The sequence below is a fragment of the Mycobacterium palustre genome (assembly GCF_002101785.1).
Lineage (GTDB): Bacteria > Actinomycetota > Actinomycetes > Mycobacteriales > Mycobacteriaceae > Mycobacterium > Mycobacterium palustre.
The window spans coordinates 1-20,095 of sequence record NZ_LQPJ01000145.1 but is presented as its reverse complement, the minus strand read 5'-3'; the positions used below and the strand labels follow the sequence as shown (position 1 = coordinate 20,095).

At 67.4% G+C, this 20,095-nt stretch carries 18 protein-coding genes, 1 tRNA gene and 2 pseudogenes; 6 read left to right on the top strand and 15 right to left on the bottom strand.

The features are described from left to right. The 5 genes and pseudogenes from AWC19_RS26250 to cwsA all read right to left on the bottom strand — a co-directional run. Positions 1 to 1,043: pseudogene (locus AWC19_RS26250) on the bottom strand (hypothetical protein); the annotation flags it as partial. Beyond that, positions 1,043 to 2,188 (bottom strand): tyrosine-type recombinase/integrase, encoded by a 1,146-nt coding sequence (locus tag AWC19_RS26245; RefSeq protein ID WP_085081013.1) that lies wholly within the window; start codon positions 2,186 to 2,188, stop codon positions 1,043 to 1,045. The pseudogene AWC19_RS26250 and the gene AWC19_RS26245, both read right to left, overlap by 1 nt. 58 nt (positions 2,189 to 2,246) lie before the next feature. Continuing rightward, on the bottom strand, positions 2,247 to 4,805 hold the full coding sequence (locus tag AWC19_RS26240; protein ID WP_211285006.1) for an AAA family ATPase: 2,559 nt from the start codon (positions 4,803 to 4,805) through the stop codon (positions 2,247 to 2,249). Further along, positions 4,802 to 4,972, bottom strand: coding sequence for a hypothetical protein (locus AWC19_RS29760; RefSeq protein ID WP_155722938.1), 171 nt, complete (start codon positions 4,970 to 4,972; stop codon positions 4,802 to 4,804). Before AWC19_RS29760 ends, AWC19_RS26240 begins: the two co-directional genes overlap by 4 nt. Positions 4,973 to 5,261: 289 nt before the next feature. Further along, positions 5,262 to 5,696 (bottom strand): cell wall synthesis protein CwsA, encoded by a 435-nt coding sequence (gene cwsA / locus AWC19_RS26230; RefSeq protein ID WP_085081011.1) that lies wholly within the window; start codon positions 5,694 to 5,696, stop codon positions 5,262 to 5,264. A 137-nt stretch (positions 5,697 to 5,833) separates the two neighbouring features. Here cwsA and AWC19_RS26225 point away from each other — a divergent pair, with 137 nt between their 5' ends. After that, a complete protein-coding gene (locus tag AWC19_RS26225) occupies positions 5,834 to 6,379 on the top strand; it encodes a peptidylprolyl isomerase (protein WP_085081010.1) in 546 nt (181 codons plus the stop codon). A 10-nt stretch (positions 6,380 to 6,389) separates the two neighbouring features. Here the strand turns inward: AWC19_RS26225 and AWC19_RS26220 are convergent, their stop codons facing one another. Both AWC19_RS26220 and crgA read right to left on the bottom strand, forming a co-directional pair. After that, positions 6,390 to 6,815, bottom strand: a complete 426-nt coding sequence (locus tag AWC19_RS26220; RefSeq protein ID WP_085081009.1) for a PH domain-containing protein — start codon at positions 6,813 to 6,815, stop codon at positions 6,390 to 6,392. Positions 6,816 to 6,970: 155 nt separating this feature from the next. After that, positions 6,971 to 7,252 carry a cell division protein CrgA gene (gene crgA / locus AWC19_RS26215; RefSeq protein ID WP_085081008.1) on the bottom strand — a complete coding sequence of 94 codons (282 nt, stop codon included), beginning with the start codon at positions 7,250 to 7,252 and terminating at the stop codon, positions 6,971 to 6,973. Between the two features lie 141 nt (positions 7,253 to 7,393). On the opposite strand from crgA, the gene AWC19_RS26210 reads away from it, so the two are divergent. Further along, on the top strand, positions 7,394 to 8,137 hold the full coding sequence (locus tag AWC19_RS26210; protein WP_085081007.1) for a DUF881 domain-containing protein: 744 nt from the start codon (positions 7,394 to 7,396) through the stop codon (positions 8,135 to 8,137). 39 nt (positions 8,138 to 8,176) lie between these two features. Continuing rightward, complete coding sequence (locus AWC19_RS26205; RefSeq protein ID WP_085081006.1) at positions 8,177 to 8,872, top strand: aminodeoxychorismate/anthranilate synthase component II; 696 nt, start codon at positions 8,177 to 8,179, stop codon at positions 8,870 to 8,872. Here the strand turns inward: AWC19_RS26205 and pknB are convergent. The 7 genes from pknB to AWC19_RS26170 form a co-directional block, all read right to left on the bottom strand. Next, positions 8,850 to 10,730 carry a Stk1 family PASTA domain-containing Ser/Thr kinase gene (gene pknB, locus AWC19_RS26200; protein WP_085081005.1) on the bottom strand — a complete coding sequence of 627 codons (1,881 nt, stop codon included), beginning with the start codon at positions 10,728 to 10,730 and terminating at the stop codon, positions 8,850 to 8,852. The genes AWC19_RS26205 and pknB overlap by 23 nt on opposite strands. Next, positions 10,727 to 12,034 carry a serine/threonine-protein kinase gene (locus AWC19_RS26195; protein WP_245849349.1) on the bottom strand — a complete coding sequence of 436 codons (1,308 nt, stop codon included), beginning with the start codon at positions 12,032 to 12,034 and terminating at the stop codon, positions 10,727 to 10,729. Before AWC19_RS26195 ends, pknB begins: the two co-directional genes overlap by 4 nt. Next, positions 12,031 to 13,506 (bottom strand): D,D-transpeptidase PbpA, encoded by a 1,476-nt coding sequence (pbpA, locus tag AWC19_RS26190; protein WP_085081003.1) that lies wholly within the window; start codon positions 13,504 to 13,506, stop codon positions 12,031 to 12,033. Before pbpA ends, AWC19_RS26195 begins: the two co-directional genes overlap by 4 nt. Further along, entirely contained in the window at positions 13,503 to 14,912 is a 1,410-nt protein-coding gene (locus AWC19_RS26185) for an FtsW/RodA/SpoVE family cell cycle protein (RefSeq protein WP_085081002.1), read from the bottom strand. Before AWC19_RS26185 ends, pbpA begins: the two co-directional genes overlap by 4 nt. Continuing rightward, positions 14,909 to 16,420, bottom strand: coding sequence for a PP2C family protein-serine/threonine phosphatase (locus AWC19_RS26180; RefSeq protein ID WP_085081001.1), 1,512 nt, complete (start codon positions 16,418 to 16,420; stop codon positions 14,909 to 14,911). Before AWC19_RS26180 ends, AWC19_RS26185 begins: the two co-directional genes overlap by 4 nt. Positions 16,421 to 16,481: 61 nt before the next feature. Then, positions 16,482 to 16,949 carry an FHA domain-containing protein FhaB/FipA gene (locus tag AWC19_RS26175; protein WP_085081000.1) on the bottom strand — a complete coding sequence of 156 codons (468 nt, stop codon included), beginning with the start codon at positions 16,947 to 16,949 and terminating at the stop codon, positions 16,482 to 16,484. Between the two features lie 127 nt (positions 16,950 to 17,076). Beyond that, a complete protein-coding gene (locus AWC19_RS26170; protein ID WP_085080999.1) occupies positions 17,077 to 18,744 on the bottom strand; it encodes an FHA domain-containing protein in 1,668 nt (555 codons plus the stop codon). A 255-nt stretch (positions 18,745 to 18,999) separates the two neighbouring features. On the opposite strand from AWC19_RS26170, the gene AWC19_RS26165 reads away from it, so the two are divergent. Further along, a tRNA-Leu gene (locus AWC19_RS26165) sits at positions 19,000 to 19,085 on the top strand. Positions 19,086 to 19,157: 72 nt separating this feature from the next. Here the strand turns inward: AWC19_RS26165 and AWC19_RS26160 are convergent. Continuing rightward, complete coding sequence (locus AWC19_RS26160; RefSeq protein WP_085080998.1) at positions 19,158 to 19,511, bottom strand: VOC family protein; 354 nt, start codon at positions 19,509 to 19,511, stop codon at positions 19,158 to 19,160. Between the two features lie 38 nt (positions 19,512 to 19,549). Here AWC19_RS26160 and AWC19_RS26155 point away from each other — a divergent pair, with 38 nt between their 5' ends. Beyond that, on the top strand, positions 19,550 to 19,816 hold the full coding sequence (locus tag AWC19_RS26155) for a YdeI/OmpD-associated family protein (protein WP_085080997.1): 267 nt from the start codon (positions 19,550 to 19,552) through the stop codon (positions 19,814 to 19,816). A gap of 80 nt (positions 19,817 to 19,896) precedes the next feature. After that, positions 19,897 to 20,095 (top strand): annotated as a pseudogene (locus tag AWC19_RS26150) (MCE-family protein MCE1A); the annotation flags it as partial.

The window sequence follows — 20,095 nt, the reverse complement described above, 5'->3', positions numbered from 1 at the left end:
AACACCGCTGACCCGAGCTCGGGCGCAAAACCGGTGTCGCGCATCGTTTCCAGCAGGTAGGCCATGGTGTTCACCGAACCAAGCGCGCTTCCGCCACGAGAGCTGCGGACCCACGCGAGGTACTCGAGAAATAGCGGCCGGTCGACGGACTGCGGTGCGGACACTCCGTTTGCGACAAGGTACTCGCTGAACACACGCGCGGCGCGAATCCACGTGCCGACGGTGTTCCACGCTGTGGCCGAGGTGACCAATTGCTGCTTCGCAAAGTCCTGCAAGACTTCGCGCAGCCAAGGCACCGCGATGCCGGACCAATCCAACGGCGCGCGCGTGTCCGGGCTTGCCGCGTCATCGGACTGCAGCGCGAACTCGAAACTGTCACGCCAGGCCCAGCGGTCGTCAGCCCACGGATCGGGGTCGGTGGCGCCTTCGAGCAGCCGGAAGAAGCTTCGTACATAGGGGGCGCAGACCTTGTCGAAGCTGCTGACGGGTGGCCAAAACTGCCTGATGAGGAGCAGCCATTGATCGGGCTCACGCTCGAGGAGCGAGTCGTCCACGCGGCCTTTGGCCGCGTGGATTAATGTCTTGAGGAACTTGCGCAGGCTGCGGTTCGGTGTCCAGTCGCCCCGGCTGATCTTTCGGCCGACGACGAACCGGATCTCATGCGCGACGCTGGCAGGCAGTTCCGTGAAATTGATGGGCCCGGGTGTGGGGCGGCCACGTGTTCTGCCGAGAGGACGCTGACCCTCGCGGGCCAGCCATTTCCGTATCGGAGCGCGTCCATCGCGCCACCACCGGAAGTAGTGTCCGTAGCACAGCCCGACACCATCACCTCCCTCGTCGGGGTTGCCGCCAAGCCAGTACACGTCGCGGCCGCAGTTCGGGCACGCGCACACGCCACGCGATCCTCGCCGGTTGTCACCGGCGGCGTCCCGGATGAGCCACTGCTCATTGCACCAGGGGCCCGGTTCGATCGGGAGCCGAGCGATCCGGTCGAGTTCGACGTTGTCCCATCTGTCGAACCTGTCGTGCTGGCCCGCCACCATCAGCGAGACGCATTCTCTGCGGGACGCCAGACCAGGTGTTCGGTGGCGCGCAGCCGGTCCCCGAGGTGATCGGCTGCCAAATGAATGTAGACGTCGGCACTGCTGGCGTGTGATTGGCCCAGCCGCGCGGCGATCTCCGGCGCTGTCCAGCCCGCGCGTGCAAGCGCAGTAGCGTGGGTATGCCGCAGAACGTGCGGATGCAAGTCGTCGATGCCGGCAGCAGAACCGAGGCGAGCCACCAACTGGTGGGCGTTGCTGTACGACAACGGCTTTCCAACGGGTTGGCGCGAGAGGTTGACGAACACGTAATCGGTGTCGAGCTCACGCAGTTCGCCTAACAGATAGTGCGCGTAGAGGTCGAAAAACCGCTGCGGCGCGTCCACCGAGAAATCACTGCGCTGCTTGGACAGGACGCCATTCGCGTTGTCGGTGCGACGCCGCACCCACACGAGGCGCCGCATCGGGTCGAGGTCCGCGTGGCGCAGCCCCAGCGCCTGACCGACGCGAAGGCCAACGTCGTAAAGGGCCGACAGTAACAACCGATCCCGAGCCGACGTGGCGAGGTCTTGAAGCTTGGCGAAATCCGTCTCGAAATCGATAACCGACACCGTCTCTGCCGAGGGTTTACCCCGGCGTGCCAGCCGCGGCTGCTTTTGTGGGCGCTTCTTCTCTACGTGTGCCAAGAAGCTACGCGACGACCGTGGCGCACGAGCCGGGTTACGTGTGAGTACCAACTCCTTCGGTCCGCGTCCCTCAATGCGATGGAACTCGTAGAATTCGCGCACCGCGGCGTTTACTGCCTTGACGGTCCCTGTGGAACGGGATCCTCCACCCCGCACGGGCAGCGGTGGAAGACCGGCCGACAGCGCGCCGACGAAGTCGCAGAGGTTGTCGAAAGTCACGCACTCCCAACCGATTCCGCGTGCGCGCAGCCACCTATAAAGCAGCGCCAAGTGCAGTGCGTAGGAGCGGACCGTATTGCTGGACCGATCGACTGCGCGCAACCAGTTGAGAAACTGCTCTACTTCGACGAGCGGTAGCCCTCGCTCATCAACGAGTGTCCACGACCGCGACCCGTGTACCGTCACGGGCCGCACACGCGCCGTGAGCGTCGCTCGACGCGCGCCTGCAGATAACTCGGTCATGACTGAAACGTAAAACCGACCACCGACACCTTGGCGGGAGCGGTGTCGGCGGGCTGACTTACCGCACGAGGCCGCCGGGCCAGTGTCTATGGTGATCCTTCGAGATCTTAAGGAGGTTGCCGCGCACCACTTTAAGGTCGGTGGTGGAAGGGACGTCGTCGTCGTGGCTGCCCGGATTGAGCACCTTGGGGAAGGTCTTCCATTGGCCCTTCTCCGCGTTGCCATCGATGACAAACGGGAACACCAGCGGAAACAGGTCGCCGAGCGTGGATGCTTTCGCCTCGACGTCATCGATTGTGGTCGGCGTCCCGGAATCGGTGAGGCCTGTGGCCACGATTTGCTTGGCGAGCCGCTCAGCGGCCGACCGCATTGTGTTACATGCGGCTCGTCGGCCCTTCGCCGTAGGCGCATACAGGCTCTCTTCGGCCTCGAGCATCAGCTGTCCGAAGACGTCCGAAGTCTGTGTCGGTTCAGTACCCGCGATGATGTCGATCAGATCCAGGTTGTACGCGATGTAGTCGCTTCCGCCATGGTTGGTCTGGGCCCACTCGGCAAGCTTGCTGTCGAACGTGGTCATGATGACCTGGGTGTCCGCGTTGAGCAGCTGGCCCAGAGTGTTTTGAACGAAGGTGAGGCGATGGTCGGCATCGCTGCCGGGTATGGGGTCGTCGAGCACGACGACCGGCGCGCCCAACAGTTCTGTGCGGGCCAGAAAGATCGACAGGCCCAAAGCGTTGAGCTGTGAGTCGCTGTAGACGCCGAGGGCTTCCCGCTCGACGGGCTCGCTGACGGGATCGGCGCGTAGTGCGGCGATGAGGTTAACGAACAGCGCGCCGCCGGCACGACGTTTGATGCCGCCGAATCCGACAAGTTCCTCAGGTCGGATGGTGCCCCACCACTTGGTGATCGTGTCGCTCATCTGGGCGAAGCGCGCGTCTAACACCGTTCCAGCGGCTTCGCGCAACGCCTTCTCGGCAGCGTTGAGACGTTTGATCGTGCGCTGTCGCACCGCCTCTGCGACAACGTCGGTGACCAAGTCGGCGCGCCGTGAGAGCAATTCGGCGAGCTCGCTGAGTCCACTAATAGTGATGCGGTCCCGCGTCGCCGCCTCGACTGCGATCCGCAGTGCCCCAGCGTGGCGGCTGTACTCCTCGGCGGTTGCTATGAGGTTCAGGGCAGCGGTGTTGATCTCGCGATAGTAAGCGTCCAGTCCGCTCGGCACGGCCTGGCGGCTGGCGACAGCGTCGCCGGCCTGTTCGACGCCGCCGCGCGCGAGGGTGATCGCCGCAGTGAGGCTGCTGGCGGTCGCTGCGACACGGCTGGCTTGAGCTCTCGCGTTGGTGACAAGGATGGTCTCGACGCGGAGGTCACGGAGAGCGTCGGTGGCCAGAACCAGTTGATCGTCGGTCCAATTGGCGGCAGGGGGCACGGTTTGGGCTGCGGCAGTTGCGAACTGGTCGAGGCTGTGGCGCGCGTCGTTCAAGGTGCGGGCGACGGCTCTAGCCGCGTCACCGAGGGCCTCGGTGCGGCGCACATGGTCGCGCAGCAGGGCGACCCGTTCGGGCGTCAGTGCGTCGTCGGTGCCGCAGACGGGGCACTGCGTCGGATGCTCGAGCGTGGCGTACTCATCGACGCCGAGCACGGCTTCGAGCACGGGTGTGAGTCGAGCCGCGTGCTGGTCGGATTCGGCCAGGGCCCGGCTGTAGGCGACGAGGTCGGGAGTGGTCGCAGTGCCAGCGGGTGGTGTCCCGGTTGTGAACGCCGAGAGCGGGAATGCTTGTTCGCGTTGGGCGTTCAGGGCGGCGGTGATTGCGGTGTGGAGGTCGTCGACCGTGTCAAAGGTAGGGGTTGCGCCGTCGCCGTCGCGGTCGGTGAGGATCGCCGCGCCGGCCTCGAGCAACGCCTCGTCGACCGCCGTGCGGACGGCGTCTACACCGAGGGGCTTCTTCGTGAGTGCAGTGATCGCCGCGCCGGCCGAGGTGGCGGGCGTAGCAGAAAGCGCCTCCACCAGCTTCAGCGCGGCGCCTGGCTGCTCGGACTCGACGCGTCCACGCGCTGCTCTGACCCGCTCACGAAATTGATCGAGGTCGGTTAACGACAACAAGGCTTTGAAATAGCCGACGCGTTGCTTGGGCTCGGTGGACAGCACGTGGCGCAAGGTGTGTTGCAGAAGCACGGGCGCGCGCACCGGCGGATCAGCTAGGGTCAGGCCGACCTGCTCGAGATCGGTGACCTCGACGCCGTCGAGCAGCAGACGGCTCTCGCATTCGGTGCCTTGTCCGAAGTCGCACAGCAGTTCACGGCGGATTTGGTGGGTGACGCCGTCGTGGCCGCGCAGCACCGCTTCGACGTAGACATCGGTATCTGTCGGCGGTAAGTGCGCGTTGCGCAGGCTGTCGTTGTACTCGGCCTTGGCGCCGCCGAGCAGATCCCGGCGGCTGCTGCGGCCGCTGAGTAGGAACTCGATCCCCTCCGCGAGACTGGTCTTACCCTGGCTGTTCCCGGCGTGCACCACAACCAGCGGCGCGTCGAGTTGCAGGACGCGCGCTTCATTACCGAACGCTCGGAAGCCGCGGATTTCCAACGACATCAACCGCGGACGGTTCACAGTGGTCACGACGACTGCCGCCATTTGGCAATAACGGCGTCGAGCGCTGTGTCGACGTCCTCTTCGCTCCCGGCCTGAGCGACGGCCTCAGCGAGCGCGCGGGCGTCGCGCTGTCCGGCGGCATCGCCGGATAGCTGCTTTAGCAGCGCATCGAGGTTAGGAAGCAGATCGCTCACCGGAGCGAGCGTACCGGTCACCATGTGAGATTCGACGCATGCTTTGTCACCCGTCAAAGAATTCCTATAGATAACCCGAACGTGACGGCCGCGCTCGCAGATTGTCAGGCCCGTCGCGGACGTCGAACTCATCGGTCGATCAGCTGCAGATAACGATTCCCCTAGGCTCCACGGACCCGACTTAAACCGTTGCAATCACGGGGCGACGGAATGACTGCCGAGCACCCCGGTACGGCGCCGAAAGTTTCTGCGGTTGGCGGTCCGATGATCCTCCGATCCGCAGCGCCCGTTACGGCCGCGGCTGCACCTCGACGCTGGGGGGCCGCGGCGACGACTCCTCGCGATCGGAACGCATCGAACGGCGGACGACGCTGAACGCGATGGCGCCGCCGCCGAGCACCAGCACGGCGGCGCCCGCGATGACGAGCGGGCGCCTGGAGCGGCGCTGCTTGCGGCGCGCGTCCTGCAGCGCCTGCGGCAGGTTGGTGACCACCTCCTGCGCGGCGGCCAGCTCCTGAGCGAGGGTCTCCTGCGCGGCGGCCAGTTCCCGGGCCAGCCGGCCCTCGCGGTAACGCCGGCGAAGCTCCGAAGCGGTCGCCTGCGCGGACTGGACCCCAAGGCCGAGCGCTCCTCGCGTGACGTCCACCGGTCCCCACACCGTGTTGGCCAGGCCCCGGGTCAGTCGCGCCCGCGGGGTCAGTCGGTTGTCCGTCTTCGCGCTCATCTGCCGCCTTTCTGTGCCGCCCGTTCGGTGCCCTTCAGCCTGCCACCAAACCGACGCCGAAGGGACTATCGGGGGCACCGGGGTGACGGCGCCGTCCCACCGGCGAACGACACCCGCTGCGGCCGGGTCCGCGCGTGATGGCAGACTTGGCTGCCGTGACTAACCCCTTTCAGACCGCTACCGCAACGCTGCACACGAACCGCGGAGACATCAAGGTTGCCCTGTTCGGAAACCACGCGCCGAAGACCGTCGCCAACTTCGTCGGTTTGGCGCAGGGCACCAAGGAGTACTCGACCCAAAACGCGTCGGGTGGTCCCTCCGGCCCGTTCTACGACGGCGCGGTCTTTCACCGGGTGATCAAGGGCTTCATGATCCAGGGCGGCGATCCGACCGGCACCGGTCGCGGCGGCCCCGGTTACAAGTTTGCCGACGAGTTCCACCCCGAGCTGCAATTCGACCGGCCCTACCTGCTGGCGATGGCGAACGCGGGTCCCGGCACCAACGGCTCGCAGTTTTTCATCACGGTGGCCCAGACCCCGCACCTGAACCGGCGCCACACCATCTTCGGCGAGGTCTCCGATCCCGACTCGCAAAAGGTGGTCGACGCGATCGCGACGACGGCCACCGACAGCAACGACCGGCCCACCGACCCGGTCGTGATCGAGTCGATCACGATCTCCTAGACGCCCGCGGTCACGCCCGGTTGCGCCCCGCGTAGCCGGCGTCGGTGAGCGCGTCGAGCACCTCCAACGGGTTCGTTCCGAGGTCCCAACGGGAGAAGAGCCGCAGGCCGCCGTCGACCGTTTCGACCTCAAGCAACCGGACGGTGCGGCCGTGTCGGCGAAACTCGGTGATGCGGATGACCTTGATGTCGGACCGTTGCAATACCTGCGTTCTAAACCAGCCCCGCAGCACCAGGCCGTCCGGGGTGATTGCCAGCTTGGGGCGCGCGCGCCACGTCAGCCCCGCAAACAAGATCAGACCCGCCGCGGCAATGCCGGTGAGGATGCGGCCCGGCGCGTCTGTGACTAGGGTCACACAGGCGATAGCCATCAAAACGCCCGCGGCCCCGCAACCAGCGATTCCTGTCGCGCGCGGCTCCCATTGCGTTTGCTGCATGCGGTTCCTAGGCCCCCCTACCATTGCCGATGCAGTTATCCACAAGCGCTATCAACAGTGGGGATAAATCACACGCGTGTGATTGGGCGTGCGGGACGTTGCTGAACCAGTTAAAAATCGAGCGCAAGATGAATTCATTACGGCTCTGGTGTCGATCAGTGCCAGCGCATCGTGAGCAACAAACCGGTGATCATGAAAGCGAACGCGATCGCGTAGTTCCACGGCCCGAGTTGGGCCATCCAATTCAGCGCCGCCGGGGCCTGGCTTCCGACGGCCGCCAATTGAAAGACCATCAGCCAGACGAGCCCGATCAGCATGAGCCCGACGAACAGGCACACGAACCACACGCTGGACGGTCCGACCTTCACCTTGACCGGCGTGCGGCTCACCGCGCTGACGGCGAAGTCGTTCTTCTTGCGGACCTTGGACTTGGGCATGATTTCCTCGGGTGATAGCTCTTGATCGACTCGGCAACGCGTTGTGCGCGGCGGGGTGCGACGATAACGGTTGCAGCTGCACGAATAACTCGGCTACGAGACTAACTCACCTGGCCCGGTGACCAGGAAAACGGAGACTCGATGTTGGACAAGCGCCGCTCCCCCTGGCGCTTCGGCGTGCCCCTGGTGTGCCTGTTGGCGGGGTTGCTGCTGGCGGCGACGCACGGGGTGTCCGGCGGTGCGGAGATCCGCCGCAGCGACGCGCCGCGCCTGGTGGATCTGGTCCGCGAGGCGCAATCTTCGGTGAATCGCCTCAGCGCCGAACGCGACGCGCTGGTCCAAAAGATCGATTCGACCCACGGCCGCTCGGCGAACACGGCGCTGGCGGCCATGGTGCGCCGGTCCGCCGAGCTGGCCGCGGAGGCGGGCCTGGATCCCGTCCACGGGCCGGGTTTGGTGGTGACCCTGCAGGACGCGCAGCGCGACGCTAACGGGCGCTTCCCACGCGATGCCTCCCCCGACGACCTGGTGGTGCACCAGCAGGACATCCAGGCCGTCATCAACGCCATGTGGAGCGCGGGCGCCGAGGCGATCCAGATGCAAGACCAGCGGATCATCGCGACGTCCGTGCCCCGCTGCGTCGGCAATACGCTGCTGCTCAACGGGCGCACCTACAGCCCGCCCTACACGATCAGCGCGATCGGCAACGCCGCGGCCATGCAGGCCGCTCTGGCCGCCGCCCCGCTGGTGATCCTCTACAAGCAGTACGTGGTCCGGTTCGGCCTCGGCTACCGCGAAGAGGTCAAGCCGGACGTGCAGATCGTCGGCCATTCCGAACCCGTGCGGACGCATTACGCGCAGCCGGCCGGCCCGCTGGGGTACTGAGCGGCATCCCCGCCGACGGCCGGACGGTACCCTGGCACGATGCGGATCCTGGTTGTCGACAACTACGACAGCTTCGTGTTCAACCTGGTGCAGTACCTCGGCCAGCTCGGTGTCGAGGCCGAGGTGTGGCGCAACGACGACGCCCGGCTCTCCGACGAGCGCGCCGTCGCCGCGCGATTCGACGGTGTCCTGCTCAGCCCCGGGCCGGGCACGCCGGAACGCGCGGGCGCCTCGATCGGCATGGTGCGAGGCTGCGCCGACGAGCGCACCCCGCTGCTGGGGGTCTGCCTGGGACACCAGGCGATCGGCGTCGCATTCGGCGCCACCGTGGACCGCGCGCCCGAATTGCTGCACGGCAAGACCAGCAGCGTCTTCCACACCAATGCCGGTGTCTTACAAGGGCTTCCGGATCCGTTCACCGCGACCCGCTACCACTCGCTGACGATCCTGCCGGAATCGTTGCCGGCGACGCTGGAGGTCACCGCGCGGACCCGCAGCGGCGTGATCATGGGCGTGCGGCACACCGAGCTGCCGATTCACGGTGTGCAGTTCCATCCGGAGTCGATCCTGACCGAGGGCGGCCACCGGATGCTGGCCAACTGGCTTGCCTGCTGCGGCTGGACACGCAACGACACGCTGGTACGCAGGCTGGAAAACGAGGTCCGCGCGGCGGTGCGGCCGTATTTGCCGGCTTCCGAGGCCGGCGCGGCGGCTACTGACCGAACTTCAGCGTGATCACGCCGTCCCGGTTGCAACCGGTCCCCGCCGGCGGGCTCTGATACACCACCCGGTGCGACTGGGAGCTGCCGGCGTCGACGTCGGGGCCCTTGTCCAAAAACCCGGTCCAGCCCAGCGCGCGTAGCCGCGGCTCGGCGTCCGTCCAGAACATCCCGGACAGGTCGGGCATCACGAACTGATTGCCCTTCGACACCTGAAGCTCGATGACCGAGTCCACCGGAACCGTCTGGCCCTTGGCCGGATTGGTGCCGATCACCTCGCCCGCCGGGCGGGTGCTGTCCACCTGAGCCTGGCTGAACTTGCTGAAACCGTAGACGGTCAGGTTCTTTTGCGCGGTGTCGACGGTCTGGCCCGCCACGTCGGGGATCTGCTTGGTCTCGGGACCGGAGCCGACGATGACGGTGATCACGTTGGTGATCGCCGACGTCTGGTTGGCCGGCGGGTTGGTCCCGATCACCTTGCCCAGCAGCTCCGGGCTCGACGGCGAATTCGCCTGCTTGAACTTGCCGAACCCGGCGGCCTTGAGCTTGCTGACCGCGTCGCTGTAGCTCAGCGACGAGACGTCGGGCACCTCGCGCTGCTCGGGTCCGGTGGAGACGTTGATGGTGATCTCGTCGCCGGCGCTCACCGACGCGTTGGCACCCGGGTCGGTGCTGATCACGTGGTCGGGCGGCACCGTCGAGTCCGGCTTCTGCAGGGTGCGCGTCTTGAATCCCCGATTCTGCAGCGCCGCAATGGCATCGGCGGAGACCTGGCCGCGCACGTCGGGCACCTGGACGTCGCGGGTGCTGCCGCCGAACGTGTTGAACGCGATGACGACCACGATGGTCAGCACCGCGAGCACGGCGACCGCGACCACCCACCGACCGATGGAACCGCCGGCGCGGTCTTCTTCGGCGGTCTCCAGGCGTTGACGCGGCAACGGATCGGTGCGCGGGCCCCCCAGGTTCGACGCCGCCGACGCCAGAAACGAGCTGCGCTCGGCGTCAGTGAGCACCTTGGGCGCCTCGGGCGTCTCACCGTTGTGCACCCGGACCAGGTCGGCGCGCATCTCGGCCGCGGTCTGGTACCGGTTGTCCGGATTCTTCGCCAGCGCCTTGAGGACGACGGCGTCGAGGTCGGCGGAGATGCCCTCGTGCCGTTTCGACGGCGGGATCGGGTCCTCGCGCACGTGCTGGTAGGCCACCGCTACCGGTGAGTCACCGGTGAAAGGTGGCTCGCCCGTTAGGATTTCGTACAGCACGCAGCCGAGCGAGTACACGTCCGAGCGGGCATCGACCGGGTCGCCGCGCGCCTGCTCGGGCGACAGGTACTGGGCGGTCCCGATCACCGCCGCGGTCTGGGTGACGCTGTTGCCGCTGTCGGCGATCGCGCGTGCGATGCCGAAGTCCATCACCTTGACCGCGTTGGTGTGGGAGATCATGATGTTGGCCGGCTTGACGTCGCGGTGGATGATGCCGTTCTGGTGGCTGAAGTTCAGCGCCTGGCAGGCGTCGGCGATGATCTCGATCGCGCGCCGGGCCGGGAGCGGGCCGTCGTTGTGCACGATGTCGCGCAGGGTCACGCCGTCGACGTACTCCATGACGATGTAGGGCAACGGCCCCGTGGGCGTTTCGGCCTCACCGGTGTCGTAGACCGCGACGATCGACGGGTGGTTCAGCGCGGCGGCGTTTTGCGCCTCGCGGCGGAAGCGGAGGTAAAAGCTGGGGTCGCGGGCCAGGTCGGCGCGCAGCACCTTGACCGCGACGTCACGGTGCAATCGGACGTCGCGGGCCAGATGAACCTCGGACATGCCCCCGAAACCGAGGATTTCGCCGAGCTCATAGCGGTCGGACAGGTGCTGCGGGGTGGTCATTGCGGTATCTCGTGTGGGGCCGGCGACGGGCCGGGCGTCAAAGGACCCACCCAGCGTGGTTCGGGCGGCCCGCTGTGAAGTCCAGAATTACCTATCGGCGCGCCATCCGTCCAATCCAGCCGCAACCGCGGAGCCGCTCCGGTCGGTGTCTTGCTCGTAGCGGTCGGCGGCGTCCCGGTGTCGGTGACCGTCGGGGGCGGCGGCTGTTCGGTGTCGGCGCGGGAGTTGATGACGATGAGCACCGCGATGATGATCGCCAGCGCCCCGAGCACCCCGGCGGCCCACAACAGCGCCCGCTGGCCCGACGAGAAAGTGCGCCGGGCCGGGGGCGGCCGCCGACCACCCGTGTGCGGCCCGGATCGGCGGGCGGGAGTGCGGCCGGGCACGGCCGCCCTGGCCTGCGGGCTGGACGGGATGGCCGCCGGCGAGGCCCGCCCGGGCGGGGGTGACTGGCTGGGTCGCGGGGGCCGGCGGCCGGCTCGCACGGCGGCGACGGCGTCGGCGAACGGCCCGCCGCTGCGGTAGCGCATCTGCGGGTTCTTGACCAGCGTGATCTCGATGAGCTCGCGCACGTTGGGCGGCAGCTCGGCGGGCAGCGGCGGCGGGGGCTCCTTGATGTGCTTCATCGCCACCGTCAACGCGCCGTCGCCGGTGAACGGCCGCTTGCCCGAAACCACCTCGTAGCCAACGACTCCCAGCGAGTAGACGTCGCTGGCGGGGGTGGCGTCGTGGCCAAGGGCCTGCTCCGGGGCGATGTATTGGGCGGTGCCCATCACCATTCCGGTCTGGGTCACCGGCGCGGCGTCGACGGCCTTGGCGATGCCGAAGTCGGTGATCTTCACCTGGCCGGTGGGCGTGATCAAGATGTTTCCCGGTTTGACGTCGCGGTGCACCAGACCGGCGGCGTGCGCGACCTGAAGCGCCCGGCCGGTCTGCTCGAGCATGTCCAGCGCGTGGCGCAAAGACAGCCGGCCGGTACGCTTGAGCACCGAGTTCAGCGGCTCGCCGTTGACCAGCTCCATCACCAGGTACGCCGTGCGCCCCTCCCCGTCCAGCTGGCTTTCGCCATAGTCGTGCACTTGGGCGATTCCAGGATGGTTCAGCATCGCGGTGGTGCGCGCCTCGGCGCGGAACCGTTCGATGAACTCGGGGTCCTGGGAGAACTCCTGCTTGAGCACCTTGACCGCGACCCGTCGGCCCAGCCGGCTGTCCACCGCCTCCCACACTTGACCCATGCCACCGGTGGCGATCAGGCGCTGCAGGCGGTACCTGCCAGACAGCGTCACACCAACTCGCGGGCTCATGGTCCTCCCTGTAGCGCGGCCTCGATCACGGCCCGCCCGATCGGCGCGGCCAACGCGCCGCCGGTCGCGGACAGCCGGTCGCCGCCGTTCTCCACCAGCACGGCCACGGCAACCCTCGGCGCCTGCGCGGGCGCGAACGCGATGTACCACGCGTGCGGCGGAGTGTTGCGCGGGTCGGTGCCATGCTCTGCTGTACCGGTCTTGGATGCGATCTGCACGCCGGGAATGGCCCCTTTCTGCTGCGCGACCTTCTCGGCGCTGACCATCAGCTCTGTTAGCTTAGCGGCGACCTGCGGGGACACCGCGCGGCGCTGTTGGTAGGGCACGGTGCTGCTGATGTTGGACAGGTCCGGTCCCTTGAGGCTGTCGATCAGGTAGGGCTGCATCGTCACCCCGGCGTTGGCGATGGTCGCGGCGATCTCGGCGTTTTCCAGCGGCGTCAGCGCCACGTCCTTTTGACCGATGCTCGACATCCCCAGCGCCGCGGCGTCCGGGATGATCCCGACGGTCGATTCGGCGACCTGCAGCGGAATCACGCTGGGTGTGCTGTCCAGCCCGAACGAGTGCGCCGTGGTGCGCAGCGCGTCGGCCCCGGTGCGGATGCCCAGTTCGACGAAGGCGGTGTTGCAGGACTTGGCGAACGCCTCCTTCAGCGACACCGTCGGCTCGTTGCCGCACGGCGTGTCACCGTAGTTCTGCAGCACGGCGGTGCTGTTGGGCAGCGGAATGGCGGCCGCCGCGGTGAGCTGCTCGGTCTCGGTCGCGCCGGCCTGCAACGCCGCCGCGGTGGTGACCACCTTGAACGTCGAACCCGGTGGGTAGGTCTCGGAGATAGCCCGATTGGTCAACGGGCTGTCCGGGTCGTCGCGCAGCCGCTGCCAGGCCTGCGCCTGCACCTCGGGGTCGTGCGACGCCAGCAGGTTGGGATCGTAGGACGGCGACGACACCATGGCCAGGATCTTGCCGGTGGACGGCTCCAGGGCCACCACGGCGCCTTTGCAGGGCCCGCCGCAGCCCTGCTGCATGGCGTCCCACCCGGCCCGCTGGATCCGCGGGACGATCGTGGTGTCGACGTTGCCGCCGCGCGGATCGCGGCCGGTGAAGAAATCGGCCAGCCGGCGCCCGAACAGCCGCTCGTCGGACCCGTTCAACAGGGGGTCTTCGGCGCGCTCCAGCCCCGAGCTCGAGTAGCGCAGCGAGTAGAACCCGGTCACCGGCGCATACACCGCGGGGCTCGGATAGACCCGCAGGAATCGAAAGCGGCTGTCGGTGGCCACCGAGTAGGCCAGCAGCTGGCCGCCCGCGACGATCTGGCCGCGCTGGCGCGAATACTCGTCGAGCAGCACCCGCTGGTTGCGCGGGTCGGCGCGCAGCCCGTCGGCGGCGAAGACCTGGGTCATCGTGGCGTTGAGCAGGAGCAGCACCATCAACGCCATCACGGTCACCGAGATCCGGCGGAGAGAGGCGTTCATACCCGCTCGATTACCTCGGTGCTGGCCGCCGCAATCGGCGACGTTTTCCGCGGCCGGGTGCGCAGGGGTCGCCGGGCGCTGTGCGAAATACGCGCCAGGATGGCGAGCAGCACGTAGTTCGCCAGCAGCGACGAGCCGCCGTAGGACATCCACGGTGTGGTCAACCCCGTCAGCGGGATCAGCCGGGTCACGCCGCCGACGACGATGAACAGCTGGATCGCCAGGGTCGACGCCAGGCCCGCGGCCAGCAGCTTGCCGAAGCTTTCGCGGGTGGCGATCGCGGTGCGCAGGCCCCGGACGATGACGATCGTGTAAAGCATCAGAATGCTTGCCAGACCGACCAATCCGAGCTCTTCGCCGAACGCGGCGATGATGAAATCGGTGGAGGCCGCGGGCACGGTGTCGGGCTGGCCGTTGCCCAGACCGGTGCCGAAGATGCCGCCGGTGGCAAAGCTGAACATCGCCTGCACCAGTTGGTATCCGCCGCCGTCGGGGTCGGCGAACGGGTCCCACCACATCTGCACCCGAAGCCGGACGTGGTCGAAAAGGAAGTACGCGGCAACGCTCCCCACCGCGAACAGCGCCAGGCCGATGAGGACCCAGCTGAAGCGCTGGGTCGCGAGGTAGACGACCACCAAAAACGACGTGTAGAGCAAAAGCGAAGTGCCCAGGTCTTTTTCGAAGATCATCACGCCGATCGAGATCACCCAGGCCGCCAGCAGCGGCGCGAGGTCACGCGGTCGGGGCAGGGTCATGCCCATGAAATGCTTGCCCACGCTGGTGAACAGGCCGCGCTTGGCGATCAGCACCGCCGAAAAGAAGATCAGCAACAAGATTTTGGAGAACTCGGCGGGCTGAATGGAGAAGCCGGGCAGGCGAATCCAAATTTTGGCGCCGTTCTGTTCCGACAGTGAGGCGGGCAGCAGGGCTGGGATCGCCAAGAAGATCAGGCCCGCCACCCCGCAGATGTAGCCGAAGCGCGCCAGCTGGCGGTGGTCTTTCAGATACGTGACCACCAGCGCGAAGGCGGTCACCCCGACCACGGTCCACAGCAGCTGCTGCGTTGCGCTGGGATGGCGACGACCGCTGAGCTCGTTGTTGACGAGGTCGAGGCGATGGATCATCACCAAGCCAAGTCCGTTGAGCAGAGCCACGATTGGCAGCAGGAGCGGGTCGGTGTAGGGGGCGAAGCGCCTGACGGCGAGGTGCGCGGCGCCGAACACCATCAGGAATATCAGTCCGTAGCTCAGCAGGTTCCAGCGCAGGCCGCGCTGCTGGTTCGCTTCGACGATGAGCAACGCGGCGACGGTGATGAGCGCGGCAAAGCACAGCAACAGCAGTTCGGCGTTGCGCCTGGTGGGCAGCGGAGGCGTCACCGCGACGGGCGGCTGCAGCTGGGTCGTCATGCAACCGCCCGGCAGTCGATGCCCGGCTGCGGTGGGGGTGGCGGGAGCGCAGTCACCGTTTGAGTGGTGGTGGGCGACGTGGTCGCGGGCGCTGCGGGAGTGGTGCTTGCGGGGGTGCTGGTCGAACTGGTGGCCGGCGGGATGCCGCTGGACGAGGTAGGGGGCGCTGTGACGTTGGGTTCCGTTGTCCCGCCGGCGGTCGACGGGGCCTGGGGGCTGGGCGGGGAGGTGGCACGCGGCGGCGGACACGGCGGCAACAGGGAGTTGGCCGAGAGTCGCCGCAGTTGACCGATGGCGTCATCCAGGGTGCCGGCCGGAAGGCCGGCCTGAACCTGAGCCCGTTCGGGTGCCCGCAGATCCTGCAGTTGGATCAGGCGGCAGTCGAGGTGACCGTGGATCTGGTTGAAGCTGATCAGCGAAAGGTCGTTGCGGGCGTTCAGGCAGCCGATCAGATAGGGCTCGTGCAGCGACATGCCCAGCAACGACCCCTGGATTCCCCGCAGGATCGACACCATGCCGTTGTATTCGGCGACGTAGTAATTGCTGCGGATGATGGCCCGCCCGATGCCCAGGCCGGCCAGCACCAGCAGCACGACGAGGGTGACAACGATCGCCATTCGCCGGCGTGACCACCGCGACCGCCGCTGCGTTTCCTCTTGCGGCGCAACGCGTTTGGCGGCGTCGTCGCGGGGCCTGATGGCGGAAGCGCGCCCAGCCGAGGTGTTGGGCAGCGTCAGCTGGTCATCGTCGCCGGAGACGGCGCCGGCGAGGATCGGCTGGGTCTGGCCGTAGTCGTAATCGACGACGTCGGCGACCACGACGGTGACGTTGTCCGGCCCCCCGCCGCGCAGCGCCAACTCGATGAGGCGATAGGCAGCCTCGGACACGTCGGGGATCTGCAGGGCCTCGAGGATCGTCTCGTCGCTGACCGGGTCGGACAGCCCGTCGGAGCACAGCAGGTAGCGGTCGCCGGCGCGAGCCTCCCGCATCGTAAGGGTGGGTTCCACCTCGTGGCCGGTCAGCGCCCGCATGATCAGCGAACGCTGCGGATGGCTGTGCGCCTCTTCGCGGGTGATCCGCCCTTCGTCGACCAAGGTTTGCACGAACGTGTCGTCCTTGGTGATCTGGGTCAGCTCGCCGTCGCGCAACAGATAGCCGCGCGAGTCGCCGATGTGGACCAGCCCAATCCTGTTGCCGTCGAACAGGATTGCCGTCAGTGTGGTGCCCATCCCCTCGAGGTCGGGCTCCATCTCGACCTGCGCTGCGATGGCGGAGTTGCCGGCGCGCACCGCCGCGTCGAGCTTGGCGAGCAGGTCGCCGCCCGGCTCGTCGTCGTCGAGGTGGGCCAGCGCGGCGATCACCAGCTGGGACGCCACCTCGCCGGCGGCGTGACCCCCCATGCCGTCGGCCAGCGCCAACAGCCGTGCGCCGGCGTAGACGGAGTCTTCGTTGTTGGCGCGTACCAGGCCGCGATCGCTGCGGGCGGCATATCGCAGGACCAGGGTCACGAGCGCCGCTCCTCGATCCCGGCCCGAGGGGCCGGGCCGGCCCCTTCGTCGTCGGCGCGCGTCACGGGCGCAGCTCGATTGCCGTCTTGCCGATCCGAATCGGCGTTCCTATGGGGACCCGTACCGCAGTCGTCACCTTCGCCCTGTCAAGGTAAGTGCCGTTGGTCGATCCTAGATCCTCGACATACCATTCCGAGCCGCGCTGAGACAGCCGGGCGTGCCGTGTCGAGGCGTAGTCGTCGGTGAGCACCAGCGTCGAGTCGTCGGCGCGCCCGATCAACACCGGCTGCCCGCTGAGCGTGATGCGGGCGCCCGTCAGCGCGCCCTCGGTCACCACCAGATAGCGCGCGGCGTGGCGGCGCTGGCGTGCGGGCAACAGCGAGCCCCGCAGGGCCAGGCCGCGACGGACCATGACGGCGCCGGTGGGTGCGTAGATGTCGGTCCGCAATATTCGCAAGACGGACCAAATGAAGACCCATAACAACATCAGAAATCCGGCACGCGTCAGTTGCAGTACTAGTCCCTGCATCTGGCGTCCTTTCCGTCCTGGCGCCGCACCCGTCGCACCCGTGACTCCGAGCACATCAGCAACGTCACGATACTTTGACGGTGGTCGACGCGGGGCGCAGCCACGGCAGCTTTTGAGCTCGGGGCGTTCAGTGAATGCGAACGATGATCTCCGAGTGGCCCAACCGGATCACGTCGCCGTCGGCCAGCTGCCACTCCTGGACCGGTGCGTTGTTGACGGTGGTGCCGTTAGTGGAGTTGAGGTCGGAGAGCAGCGCGACTTGTCCATCCCAGCGGATCTCCAGGTGGCGGCGCGACACGCCGGTGTCGGGCAGCCGGAACTGAGCGTCCTGTCCCCGGCCGATGATGTTGGAGCCCTCGCGCAGTTGGTAGGTGCGGCCGCTCCCGTCGTCGAGCTGCAGGGTCACCGACGTGCCGGCGGCCCCGTAGCCGCCCTGCCCGTAACCGCCGTAGCCGCCGCCCACCGGCTGGCCGTAGTCGGCCGGCTGACCATACTCGGCTTGCTGGCCGTAGTCGGCTTGCTGGCCGTAGTCGTAGTCACGGTGGGCGGTCTCGGCGTAGCCACCGCCCTGGGGGCCATACCCGCCGCCCGGAACGCTCTCGGCGTATTGGGTATAGTCGCCGGCGCTGTAGTCCTGCTGGCCGTATCCGCCGCCCTGCTGGTAACCCGGCTCGTAGCCGCCCTGCTCGGGGTAGCCCGGTCGCGGTTGCTCGGGCGGGGCCGGCGGGGCGTAACCGCCCTCGTCGGGCCGAGCCGGCCCGCGACCGTAGTCGCCGTAACCGCCGTAGCCGGGCTGGCCGCCGGCGGGCGGCGGACCACCCGCGGGGGCGCCGTAGCCGCCGCCCGGGCGGTATCCCTGGTCGTAGCCCTCTGCGCCGTAGCCGCCGGGGGCAGCCGGCGGGCGCTGCTCGTAGGACGGCGGCGGGTAGCCACCCTGCCCCGGCTCGGGGTAGCCGCGTCCGGGCTCCTGGTAGCCCTGCGGTTGGTAACCGCGCTGATCCTGATAGCCGCCCTGGTCGGGGTAGCCGCCGCGCTGGCCCTGGTAGCCGCCCTGGTCGGGGTAGCCGCCGCGCTGGCCCTGGTAGCCGCCCTGGTCGGGGTAGCCGCCCTGGCCCTGGTAGCCGCCCTGCTCGGGGTGGCGAGGAGGTGGGTAGCCACCCGGCGGTGGGTAGCCGCCTTGCTCGGGCGGATAGCCGCCCTGGGGCGCCGGTCCGCCCTGCGGTTCGGCGCCACGCGGCTCGTCTTGCGGGCGGCCGTAGCGGTCGTCGTAGTACTCGTCGCCGGGCCGACCCTGCCCCTGACCCCCGCGGTAGCTCGAATTGTCAGTCATTGCTGCTACTCCTCGTTCTGCGCCGAACGCATGATTTGATTGTGGCCGGAGCGGATGGTTGAGCGTCGGGCGGGGCTCGACGTCGGGGTTGACAGCACCGCGGGCGCGGTACTGGCCGGTGTGCAGGCTCGACGACTGCTCGAACCGGATGACGACATCACCATACGTTTGCCACCCCTGTTCGTAGATGTAGTCGGCCAAGTACCTCGCGAAGGCGCTCGATGTGACATCGCGATCGGCGCCTACCTTCTCAAAGTCGTGCACACCGAGGGTAATGATGTATTCGTTGGGGGCCAAAAGCCGGTTTCCCGGCAGCGCGCGAACACCGTCCTCGGCTTCCCGGCGCAATAAAGCTTCAACCTCTTGGGGGACGATGGATCCGCCGAAGACCCGGGCGAACGCGTTGTCGACGGTCGCCTCGAGCTTGCGCTCGATGCGCTGAACGAGGCCCTTTTGGCTACCCATCTCTCAACGCTCGCCCGCAGCTGTCGTGGTGTATCGCGGGTCCGAGGCAAACGAACGGCCCCCGTATCGTCTCACCCCAGCATGTTATCGGCAGAGCGTGACCCCGCGGCACCTCAGGAACTCTGAGAATCGCATCGATGCAGGTCAGAGGCCTCCGGTGGGCCCGGGTCCCGGTGCCGGAACGGTCGCGGAGACCCTCCGGGGCGATTGGGGCGCAGGGCCATTAGAGTGGTATGGTCCATCGGTTGTTCGTCCGGGCGAGTGGCGGAATGGCAGACGCGCTGGCTTCAGGTGCCAGTGTCCTTCGGGACGTGGGGGTTCAAGTCCCCCTTCGCCCACCAAGCGGGTTTGTGGCTTCGTAGCCGCGGCGCGTCCGTCGCGCGAGTTCCAATGTCCGTGCGGCCGCGCGCCTTTCAGCGCGGCAGCGGACTGTAGAAGACCAAGCCGTTGCCCTTGTTGTCGTAGACCACGGCGCGGCGTTCGTGTGCGTCGTTGTAGGGGCCTCGCACGATGGCACCGCCGCTCGCCTCGACGGCCTTCGCCGCGGCGTCGACGTCGGCGGTCTTGATACCGACCACGACGTGGCCGGGTATGGGATGGTCGACCGCGGTCGCCAGCGCGATGGTGACCGGCCCGCCGTCGAGGGCGGCAAAATGGGCCCCGTCGCGAAATTTCAGCGGCAACCCGAGGGTCTCGGTGTAGAACCGTATCGATTCATCCAGGTCGTCGGTCGACAACACGATCATCTTCGCTTCGTGATCGCTCATTGCTACCTCCCGTCTCGTGCTCGCCCTACCCTATCCCCGTGAGCAACGAGCGAGTGCCCGGCGGTGTCGTCCACGAGCTGCCCGTCGACTTGCGCGAGGCGTTGATCGCCAATTCTACGGCGCTTGCTGCGTGGAAGGACATCACGCCTTTGGCGCGCAACGAATTCATTTGTTGGGTGCAAGACGCCAAACAACAGACGACGCGAGAGCGCCGCATCCGCCGCACGCAGGAGGAGCTGGAGGAAGGCAAGCGCCGGCCCTGCTGTTGGCCTGGCTGCAAACACCGCGAACGCACCGGCCGGTAGCCGCGGCCTCGTCGCCCGAATTGTGGGTCCCGGTCGGTTCGACTTACGGTGTAGTCGCCATGGCCACGACTTCCAGCCCCATGCAGATCAATTCGGCCCGCACCCCGCCGTACCGATTGATCACCTATGCCGTGCTCCTGATCGTCGTGGTGCTTGTGGTGTTGGTGTACATCCAGTTCCGGGGCGGCTTCACGCCGAAGATGAAGTTGACGATGGTGGCGTCGCGGGCTGGGTTGGTGATGGATCCGGGGTCGAAGGTCACCTATAACGGGGTGGAGA

Coding starts and splice junctions, on each gene's coding strand:
- AWC19_RS26170 (WP_085080999.1), bottom strand. CDS start 18,744: ATGGGTAGCCAAAAGGGCCTCGTTCAGCGCATCGAGCGCAAGCTCGAG.
- AWC19_RS26205 (WP_085081006.1), top strand. CDS start 8,177: ATGCGGATCCTGGTTGTCGACAACTACGACAGCTTCGTGTTCAACCTG.
- AWC19_RS26210 (WP_085081007.1), top strand. CDS start 7,394: ATGTTGGACAAGCGCCGCTCCCCCTGGCGCTTCGGCGTGCCCCTGGTG.
- pbpA (WP_085081003.1), bottom strand. CDS start 13,506: ATGAACGCCTCTCTCCGCCGGATCTCGGTGACCGTGATGGCGTTGATG.
- AWC19_RS26225 (WP_085081010.1), top strand. CDS start 5,834: ATGGCAGACTTGGCTGCCGTGACTAACCCCTTTCAGACCGCTACCGCA.
- pknB (WP_085081005.1), bottom strand. CDS start 10,730: ATGACCACCCCGCAGCACCTGTCCGACCGCTATGAGCTCGGCGAAATC.
- crgA (WP_085081008.1), bottom strand. CDS start 7,252: ATGCCCAAGTCCAAGGTCCGCAAGAAGAACGACTTCGCCGTCAGCGCG.
- AWC19_RS26220 (WP_085081009.1), bottom strand. CDS start 6,815: ATGCAGCAAACGCAATGGGAGCCGCGCGCGACAGGAATCGCTGGTTGC.
- AWC19_RS26175 (WP_085081000.1), bottom strand. CDS start 16,949: ATGCAGGGACTAGTACTGCAACTGACGCGTGCCGGATTTCTGATGTTG.
- AWC19_RS26245 (WP_085081013.1), bottom strand. CDS start 2,188: ATGACCGAGTTATCTGCAGGCGCGCGTCGAGCGACGCTCACGGCGCGT.
- AWC19_RS26195 (WP_245849349.1), bottom strand. CDS start 12,034: ATGAGCCCGCGAGTTGGTGTGACGCTGTCTGGCAGGTACCGCCTGCAG.
- AWC19_RS26160 (WP_085080998.1), bottom strand. CDS start 19,511: ATGAGCGATCACGAAGCGAAGATGATCGTGTTGTCGACCGACGACCTG.
- cwsA (WP_085081011.1), bottom strand. CDS start 5,696: ATGAGCGCGAAGACGGACAACCGACTGACCCCGCGGGCGCGACTGACC.
- AWC19_RS26185 (WP_085081002.1), bottom strand. CDS start 14,912: ATGACGACCCAGCTGCAGCCGCCCGTCGCGGTGACGCCTCCGCTGCCC.